We start from the raw sequence: 9,528 nt of genomic DNA, 5'->3' as shown, positions 1-9,528 counted from the left end.
GCCCGATAGTGCTCTATGACTATCAGACAACTAGAGCCAGTAAGCATCCCATTAAATTTTTAAAAGGGTTTAAAGGGTATCTCCATGTTGATGGTTACCCCGGTTACAACGACATACCAAATGTTAGCTTAGTAGGTTGCTGGAGTCATGCCAGGCGAAAATTTGACGAGGCTCTAAAGGCACTGCCAAAAGACAAGCAGAACGCCGATGTGGCTTCTCGTCAGGGACTTGAATACTGTAACAAGTTATTTGCCATAGAGCGTGATATCAAAGATAAATCAAAAGAAGAGCGTTACAAAATTCGGCACGAGCGTAGTTTACCAGTACTTAAAGAATTCGGGACCTGGCTAGAAGAACAAAAATCTAAAGCTTTACCTAAAAGTGCATTTGGAAAAGCTATCTCTTACTGCCTAAATCAGTGGAAAAAACTAAATACATTTTTAGAAGATGGCAATTTAGAACTAAATAACAACAGAGCTGAAAGGTCTATAAAGCCTTTTGTCATAGGTAGAAAGAACTGGATGTTCGCTAATACACCTAAAGGAGCTAACTCTAGTGCTTTAATTTATAGCATTATTGAAACAGCCAAAGAGAATGAACTTAATCCATTTAATTATTTACAGTTCTTGTTTGAAAATTTACCTCAGATTGACATCAACGACCAAGAAAAATTAGATAAATTTTTACCTTGGTCAGAATATCTACCAGGAAACTGTAAGCTGCAAAAAACTCAAAGCAAATAGCAAAAGTCAGTTATAACAGGCACTCCCACTTATTTATTTAATGAGATGGGAGTTTTTTATTAAATTAATGTGGGTACTATTTGACGCTCACGTATCAAACACCATATCTTTATATTTTAGTCTAACTCAAAATTTGGGTTTAGATCCTTTTTAGTCATAGTGACATTTTCACAGAACATTCTTAGGGTGACAATATCACAGAACAACTACAGTACTTAGTAAAAGTCATTGACACAACGTCTACAATGCTATATTATTAAGTTAACAGAGCCCACCACGCCTCTTAACAATGCGGACCAGGGTGGGACGTTTTATTTCTGGAGGTAACAATGTGTAATGATGATTATAAAAACAGGATTAAAAAGCCAACTACTTTTAAAGAACAAGTCAATATATTAAGAAACAGAAACCTCATAGTTGACGACGAAGAGCAAGCTGCAGAAGTTCTCAGCAGAATTAATTACTATCGACTCAGTGCTTACATGCTCTCCTTTAAGACTAATGATAGGTTTTATGAAGGAGTTTCTTTTAGTGATGTTCATAACCTGTATGAATTTGACAAAAAATTTCGCAATATGATAATAAGTATATTAGAACCAATTGAAATTGCTTTTAGGACTCATATAGCATATTTAATTGCTCACAAATATGGATCTATAGGATATAAAAACCAAGATAATTTTAGAAATGCAGATTATCATAGTGGGATGCTACAAAAATTTCAAGAAGAGATAGAACGAAGCGACGAAATTTTCGTGCAACATCACAAATCTGCCTACGGGGGCGTTTTTCCTATTTGGGTGGTTATTGAATTAGCTTCTTTCGGATTGTTATCAAAAATTTACAGCAACCTTAAAGAAAAAGACCAAGACGAAAATAGCCGGTATTTACTATAATACAAAAGGTGAGTATGTCAAAACATGGTTATATACTCTATCTGTTTTTAGAAATATATGTGCTCATTACGGAAGATTGTATGATCGCAAGCTAAAAATAACTCCAAAACTATTTAGAAGGGATAGAAAAAGAGGAATAAGAAACGATACAGTGTTTTCTGCTCTTTTTGTTGCCGGGCGACTATCAAAGGATAATGATGAATGGGGAAATTTTGTGACAAGTCTTTCAGCTTTAGTTGAACGATATGAAATAGTAGATTTGAACTTAATGGGATTCCCTATACAATGGGAGGGAGTTCTACGAAAGGGCATTTCATAGCAACCAAATTGCTTTCATAAAACTCACACAGGCAAAAGTGTTTGTGTTTTTTTAATGTCTAATGTCAATTATCTTATTTATCTATGGGGTACATTTTAATTGGGTAGCTCTTTTTATTTAAAAAGATTACAAATTAGTGCTAAATGGATTTGGGATAGAAAACCTACGGTTAATTTTACTTTAAGAGAGATCTCAAGGGGGAAGGTGAGTTTTCAGGTATCTACACCTCATAAAAAACCACCTTTCGAATTTGAAACAGATGTAGATGATGAGTTTATAGATAGAGATAGACAGTATTTTACAAGTTAAAATAGAGCTATGTTAGAGTTGTCTATTGATAAAGAGATTAATGAATTTGATCTTTTTTGATACTATTGGTAATGTTAGTAGTTTGGCTATTACTATTAAAAATAGATATCTTAAGTAAAAAAAAGAGCGGTTGTATTCAGTTTTATATGAGTACAACCGTTTTTATATGTGAGCGTCAAATAGCATCACATAACATCAATCTTACGTTTAAGTTTAAACTCAGAAGGATAGAGTAGACCAAGGAAGTTTTTAAGCAATAGATGATTGGTCCGTGAGATCAATATTAGGTAAGTCCAGCTCACTATCCATTTCGAAAGCCGCCCCAACCACAATTACCATATTGAGGTATTAATCTAATCTTGACCTGAGAAAATAGGGATGAAACTAGCTAGTAAATTTATTAAGAGAGATACCATTTACACAAAATTCAGGACATCCTCAACTTGTGCTTTTTGGTGAGTCAATTATATTATTCGTTTCTTTTAGGTATTTTATTCTTCAAGTCTTGCTGTTGAAATACCAAGGACACCAAATAAGAGGACGATTATTATAGTTAAGTAATTCATAAAAGCATAAGGTAAATATTCAAATGCGGATATACCTAAAGCTCCGTAGATGAAAACACCGCAAGTGTTCCAGGGGACTAGTGGAGCTGTAAGTGTCCCAGCTGCTTCTAAAGTACGTGAAAGTTGTTTTGGATGTAGGTTTTTTTCCTTGTAAGCTGGTGCGTACATTCGTCCTGGTACAACTACCGATATATATTGTTCAGGCATTACTAAGTTACTAAAAATACCTGTTGCTGCAGTAGTAGTCATTAGACCAGCTTCGCTTTTAACTTTACTTAGTATAAAGTTGACTATTGCTTTTAATTGTCCAGTTTTTTCAGTAATTCCTCCAAACATCATGGCTATAATTGCTAAGGAAATAGAATACATCATACCTGTTAAACCACCAGTTGTTAAAAGTTCATCAATTTCTTCTACACCTGTTTCACTTACATAACCATCATAACCAGCATGTAGTATATCGCCAAAGTTTATACCAGGTTGAAAAATTACTGTTAGAAACATTCCGAGGATAATACCAAGGGTTATACCAGGAATAGCAGGTACTTTTTTAGCAATAGCTACTATAACAGTAATAGGGGCTAAGAATAATATAGGTGAGATTGTAAAGTCTCTTGAAAGGCCTTGTTGAATTTGATCTATTGTTGATAGATCTGCAGTACCATCCACATTAAATTGAAAACCTAAAAATAAGAAGATACCTAAAACAATTACATAACTTATACTAGTAGTTATGAACATATGTTTTATGTGAGTAAAAATATCAGTCCCAGATACAGCAGGAGCTAGGTTAGTGGTATCAGATAACGGGGACAATTTATCCCCAAAGTATGATCCAGATATAATAGCACCTGCAGCCATGGGAGCAGGAATTCCAAAGCCAACACCGATTCCCATAAGTGCTATACCCATCGTTCCAATAGTTCCCCAAGAAGTCCCTGTTGCTAAAGCTGTTATAGAAGTGATAATTACTGTAGCAAAAAGAAATATTGATGGTGAAAGAATTTCTAATCCGTAATATATTATAGTTGGTACTATACCGCCTAAGATCCAAACGCCAATTAGTACACCAATAATAGCAAGGATAATTACAGCTTGTAAAGCAAATGTTATTCCTTCTATCATTCCATTTTGAATTTCATCCCAATTAAATCCTATTTTAGCCGCAACTAATGCTGCAATTAAAGTTCCTAATAGCATCGGAACGTGGGGATCAGCTTCATAAACCCCAATACTAATAGACATGATGATAATTAAAGTTCCAAAAGTGAATAAAGCTGGCTTTAAATTAGCAGTTTTCAAAACTTACACCTCCTAAAAAAATAAATTGAACATGTTAACTTCGCTAACCTAAATCGAAATATTACAAATTTTTTAAAAATTGTAAAAATATCTAGGTTAAATACTAGTATACAGTAAAGACTGGACTTGAGTCAATATATTAGCACAGTTTTAACTAAAATGTGTCCAAAAATCGATAGTAAAGTAAGAACTTTATTAAATTATATGCTTAAGATATAGAGAAAATAATTAGAAATTAAATTATTAAGGATATAAAAATAACCCAAGCAAATTACTTGGGTTATCTGATATGCTTAGTTCTATAATCAAGGGGTGACATGCCTTCATATTTTTTAAAGATACGGCTAAAGTAGTGTTGGCTTTGATAGCCGATCTTGAGTGCTATTTCATACATTTTAACCCCAGGCATATCTTCTTTTAGTAGTTCTTTTGCTTTTTGTATTCTAACTCGAGTTAGGTATTCTTTGAAAGAATAGCCGAGCTCTTCTTTCATAAGTGAACTTAGATAACTTTTATTTGAATTAAAGGTTTGTGCTATTTTTTCTAATGATAGTTCAGGTTTGTAGTAATTATCTTGTATGTGTTCTGTAATCTTTTGTACTAAGAGTGAATAATTGTTGTTTTCATTGGTATTTGTGTTTATTTCTAACTCTGGAAACTCTCTACGCAATTCTTTATCAACATGTTCGAGTGTTTTAAAGAAATCAGTTTTTGGTACAGGTTTTAATAAATAATCAAATACCTGTAGCTTGATTGCTTCATGGGCATATTCAAAGTAATCATAACCAGTTACCATAACAAAGATAGCTTTTGGATTTTTAGATTTAATTAATTTAGCTAATTCTAGACCATTACATTCAGCTATTCTAATATCTAAGAAGTAGAGGTGTGGACTTTTTTTATCTGTAAGTTCTAGTGTTTTTTTACTATTAGATGCTGAGCCTAAAAATTTGAAAGGATGTCCATATTCTTCGATCCATCTTCTAAAACCTCTACGTATTTTTGGTTCATCATCAACTACTACTACCTTCCACATATTAGTCCTCTCCTTTCACTAAAGGATACCTAATAGTAACTTTAGTAAAACCCTTTTCTGCATCTATGTCTAGGCCATAGTTATTTCCATATGCAAGCTTGATTCGCATATTAGTACTATATAGGCCAAACCCGATATCTTCACCTGGTTTTTCATTTGTCTTTAGGGCAGTTTTTATTTTTTGTAATTTATCAGAAGATAAGCTAGCTCCATTATTTTTGATAGTTATTACTAGATCATTATCTTCTTTTGTTAGTTCAAGGATAATTTCACAAGTAGAATAGTTATGATTTTTAGAACCATGTAGAATAGCGTTTTCTACTATGGGTTGTAAAATAAGTTTTAGGATATTGTAGCTTACTATAGCCTCATCATACTTTACTTGATAGTTTAACATATCTTCATATCTTGCTTTTTGTAGGCGTAGATAACTTTCTATATGGTCAAGTTCTTTTTCAATGGTAATGTATTCATTACCTGAATCTAAACCTATACGATAGAATGTACTAAGCTCTTCTAATAGTTCAACAGCTTCTTGTGAGTCATCTTCTAAGATAGACCATCTGATAGTATCTAAAGTATTATATAAAAAATGTGGTTTTATTTGTGATTGTAGTACTTGTAGTTCAGTTTTACGTTTTTCTTGATGCTCTTTTTCTAATAGAGTAATAAGTTTTTTTATTTTTTTGATCATATTATTAAAACCAGCACCTAAATGGCCGATTTCATCCTTTGTGTCATAGTCAAAGGTTACATCTAAATCACCTTGTTCTGCTTTTTTCATCAATTTTCGTAAATGTGTGATGGGGTTTGCAATTGATGAAGATAAGACAAGGGAGATTATAATTAATACAGCTATAATAATTCCACCAAATGCGATCACGGTAAACATTAGTTGATTAGTATCTTTGGTCATTTCAGACTTAGAAAAATCAATTCCTAGGGACCAGCCGTCTGTATTTGGAATGGGGGAATGAATAACTATTCGTTTTTCATCTTGAGGTGTTTTAATGGTATGAATACCTTCTTTACCATTAAGCATTTTTTTACCTACTTTATCAAAGCCTTCATAACCAATTTCACGAGACTCTAGTACATTCATGGATTCAGATATTCCGTGTGGTGTTTTAGTAAAGATATTCCCACTACTGTCCTTAATCCATGCTTTACCATTATACATTTCAATCTCTTTTGCTATCTGTGATAATTTATCTAAATAGATAGCTCCATTTAGATAACCAATTGTATTATTATTTAAACCTTTAATAGCATGGTTAATAACTATAATTGGCTCTTCATTTGAATGGGATATGATAGGATCACTTATCACATAATCTAGTTCTTTTGAGTTCATTTTTTTAAAGTATGGTCTATTAGATATATCAATATGGGTATCATTTGTTACCCAAGCTTGTCCATCTAAATCAACAACAGCAAAAGATTCAAAGTCTTCTTTATGAAGATTATCCATACGTCTCATAAATGGTTTTACCTTATCTTCTTCCATAGATATTAGGGTCTTTGTTTCAGTTAAGATTCTAATTTCACAGATGCGTTGTTCTACCCATTCACCTAACTGTTCTGATCTAGCTGTGACAACTTGTTGGTTTAGGTCTTTAGTTAGGGGTATGTTAGTACTAGCTATCTGGTTTTTAATTACAAGTACCAATAGTAAGATAATAATAGTTGTAGATGATCCAAAGTATAATAATATCTTACTTCGTAGTGTTTTCAAATTAATTCCCCCATAACTAACAAGATCTCTAGTTAATTATATCTAAAATCGATTTAAAAAAACAGTAATCCCTATGATTTCATAGGGATTACTAAAAAATGTTATTTAGCTGCGTTTCCTCCTGCAATTCTACCAAATACAATTAAGTCTGCAATGGCATTACCGCCAAGACGGTTAGCGCCATGAATACCACCAGTAACTTCTCCTGCAGCATAAAGTCCTTCAATTGGTTCTCCATCTGTATCAATAACTCTAGCTTCTTCGTTTATTTTGATTCCACCCATTGTGTGATGGATAGCTGGTGCTATCTTTTGGATGTAATAAGGGCCTTCTTTTAGTTCTAATAGAGCACCACGACGGTTAAAGTCTTCATCTTCACCTTGTCTTGCATATTCGTTGTACTGTTCAATAGTTTCTGTTAACTGTTCAGCATCAATATCAAAGAACTCAGCTGCTTCTTCGATTGTATCAGCTTTTACGATTTGATCTCGTTTCTTTAAGTCTTCAAACTCTGTCATGTAATTGTCCATATTACTATTTTCTTTTATATGGTTGTCCCACATTAAATAACCTACAGAATCAGTTTGGTCTAAAATAGCTTCTGAAACAACATCACGGCGTTCAAGTTCTTCTACAAAGCGTTCCCCTTCTTTATTTACCTTAATAGCTCCATCAAATCTTGTGTCTGCTACATAAGATAGATGACCTGTTTGGGTATCACAAGCAGGATAAGTTTGGATAAACTCCATATCAACTAAGTCTGCACCAATCTCTTTTGCCATTAAGATACCATCACCTGTAGAACCAGCTTGGTTAGTAGTATTATATCTATCATCAATTTCTGGGTTATATTCTTGAGTCATATCAATATTTGCACCAAACCCACCTGATGCTAATACTACACCATCTTTTGCTTCGATAGTTGCTGTTTCACCTTTATGATCTTCTGCTACTACACCAACTACACTACCTTCTTCATCAGTTACTAGTTCTGTTACTTCAGTGTTATACTTAATAGGTATATCATCAGCTTTCGCTCTTTCTGCTAGGCTACTAATAATTTCTTGGCCAGAACCACCTACTGGATAAAGTGCTCGAGCTACTTCATGTCCACCAAAGTGCATTAAATAATCGTCGATAAATTCTACACCTACATAGTCTCTCATCCATTCTCCGTCTTCTGTTACATTTTCAGCAAGTGTTCTTACAAGATCTTCGTCTGCTTCATGGTCGCCACCTGCTAGGGTGTCTTCAACAAATTGTTCTACACTATCATCAATATCTAAGTTATCTTGTACCCAAGAGTTAGGAGCATTAAACTCTCCTCCTGATACTAGGGTGTTACCACCAATAAATGGCATTTTTTCAAGTACTACAACATCTGCTCCTTGTGCGTTTGCTTCAATTGCTGATACTAGACCAGCACCACCGCCACCAACTACTACAACATCATAGCTAGAGTCTGATATTTCAGAAGCGTTGTCCACTTCAACAACTTCTCCTTTAAAGTAATCTTCAGCTCCTGCTTCTTCTAATGCAGCCTCAACTGCTCCAATTAAACCAGAGCTTGTTAAAGTAGCACCTGAGATAGTGTCTACATTAGTATTGTTGTTTTCAATGATAGCTGGGATGATTTCTTCAAAAGCTGGATCTGTTAAAATTTCAGTTTCTTTGTGTGATAAAACTTCAATATCTGAGATTTCTTCATCTTCAACTGTTACCTCTACTTCAATATCTGCATTGTGTCCATATGAAGATCCTGTGTAAGTTCCATCTTCAAATGATAGTTCTGTTTCTGCTACTTCTTCATCGCCACCGCATCCTACTGAAAGTGTGAATAGTAGAACAAAGCTTAACATGAGTAGTAGTAAACTTCTCTTTTTGAACATAAAAGCCCCTCCTCATAATCTTGTTATTTGTTTCTCTTCTTATTATACATTAAACTGTCATTTTTGTATTTGCACAAATTTCAGTTTTTTTGTCTTTTTTATAAAAAATTTTTTGAATAATGTCTATGGCAAGTAACCCCATCTCGCTACATAAAAGGGTAGTTATACATACAGTTATCTACTTTGCTTGGAATATGTGAATTATATTACTTACAAGATGCTTATTTGAATCAAATGAAAAGGAAACGCGTAAGTTATATGATAAAGAACTTGAGAAGTTTATTAATATACTATCTTTATCTTCGATAACTTCTACAGAAAAATCATCATCGAAAAAAAGTCAAAAAATTATCTTTTCGCTATATGATGGTCAAAAGGAAGAACAAAATCAATCTATATTTATGCAAAAAGTTTACGAAACCTTATTACAAAAAATTCGGACAAAATTGATATTGTGCTTGAGAAACAATCAAATGTGATCACATCTAAACTCTATCATGATGATAGTCATCCTCTGGGTTATTTCAGAGCAACTAAAAGTATTCAAGTCAACGGTTATAATCTCTTAGTAGGGGTAAAATGTAATAGAGAGACAAAGTTTAAAGAAATTGGAAAACTTTTTGATATATTAGAAATAGAAGATCCAGACAAAATTTTGCAAATATATAACGAGGAACTACCGTCTATAAGTGAGTATACTAAAAACTCAAACTAAAAAACCCCAAAAAGACTA

General features: G+C 33.3%; 9 protein-coding genes and 1 pseudogene. 6 read left to right on the top strand and 4 right to left on the bottom strand.

Features of this window, described 5'->3' with window-relative positions:
- From tnpC to CDO51_RS01250, 5 genes and pseudogenes are all read left to right on the top strand, one after another.
- On the top strand, positions 1–743 hold a 743-nt coding region (gene tnpC / locus CDO51_RS01265), incomplete at its 5' end, for an IS66 family transposase (protein WP_143824651.1).
- Between the two features lie 329 nt (positions 744–1,072).
- Positions 1,073–1,639: an Abi family protein gene (locus CDO51_RS01260; RefSeq protein WP_089022475.1), complete on the top strand. Its 567-nt coding sequence runs from the start codon at positions 1,073–1,075 to the stop codon at positions 1,637–1,639.
- A pseudogene (locus CDO51_RS15240) lies at positions 1,620–1,679 on the top strand (hypothetical protein); the annotation flags it as partial. The gene CDO51_RS01260 and the pseudogene CDO51_RS15240, both read left to right, overlap by 20 nt.
- Before the next feature lie 36 nt (positions 1,680–1,715).
- Positions 1,716–1,958: a hypothetical protein gene (locus CDO51_RS01255; protein ID WP_240503450.1), complete on the top strand. Its 243-nt coding sequence runs from the start codon at positions 1,716–1,718 to the stop codon at positions 1,956–1,958.
- 99 nt (positions 1,959–2,057) lie between these two features.
- A complete protein-coding gene (locus CDO51_RS01250; protein ID WP_089022473.1) occupies positions 2,058–2,267 on the top strand; it encodes a hypothetical protein in 210 nt (69 codons plus the stop codon).
- Positions 2,268–2,758: 491 nt separating this feature from the next.
- Here the strand turns inward: CDO51_RS01250 and nhaC are convergent, their stop codons facing one another.
- The 4 genes from nhaC to CDO51_RS01230 form a co-directional block, all read right to left on the bottom strand.
- Entirely contained in the window at positions 2,759–4,135 is a 1,377-nt protein-coding gene (gene nhaC, locus CDO51_RS01245; RefSeq protein WP_240503449.1) for a Na+/H+ antiporter NhaC, read from the bottom strand.
- A 280-nt stretch (positions 4,136–4,415) separates the two neighbouring features.
- Positions 4,416–5,171, bottom strand: coding sequence for a response regulator transcription factor (locus CDO51_RS01240; protein WP_089022472.1), 756 nt, complete (start codon positions 5,169–5,171; stop codon positions 4,416–4,418).
- A 1-nt stretch (position 5,172) separates the two neighbouring features.
- A complete protein-coding gene (locus CDO51_RS01235; protein ID WP_089022471.1) occupies positions 5,173–6,906 on the bottom strand; it encodes a cache domain-containing sensor histidine kinase in 1,734 nt (577 codons plus the stop codon).
- 101 nt (positions 6,907–7,007) lie between these two features.
- Positions 7,008–8,795 (bottom strand): flavocytochrome c, encoded by a 1,788-nt coding sequence (locus CDO51_RS01230; protein ID WP_089022470.1) that lies wholly within the window; start codon positions 8,793–8,795, stop codon positions 7,008–7,010.
- A gap of 454 nt (positions 8,796–9,249) precedes the next feature.
- Here CDO51_RS01230 and CDO51_RS01225 point away from each other — a divergent pair, with 454 nt between their 5' ends.
- Positions 9,250–9,510 (top strand): hypothetical protein, encoded by a 261-nt coding sequence (locus CDO51_RS01225; protein WP_143824650.1) that lies wholly within the window; start codon positions 9,250–9,252, stop codon positions 9,508–9,510.
- Positions 9,511–9,528: the final 18 nt, after the last annotated feature.

Origin of the sequence: Natranaerobius trueperi, from assembly GCF_002216005.1 — a bacterium.
GTDB lineage: Bacteria > Bacillota > Natranaerobiia > Natranaerobiales > Natranaerobiaceae > Natranaerobius_A > Natranaerobius_A trueperi.
This window is presented reverse-complemented; position numbering and strand designations above follow the sequence as displayed.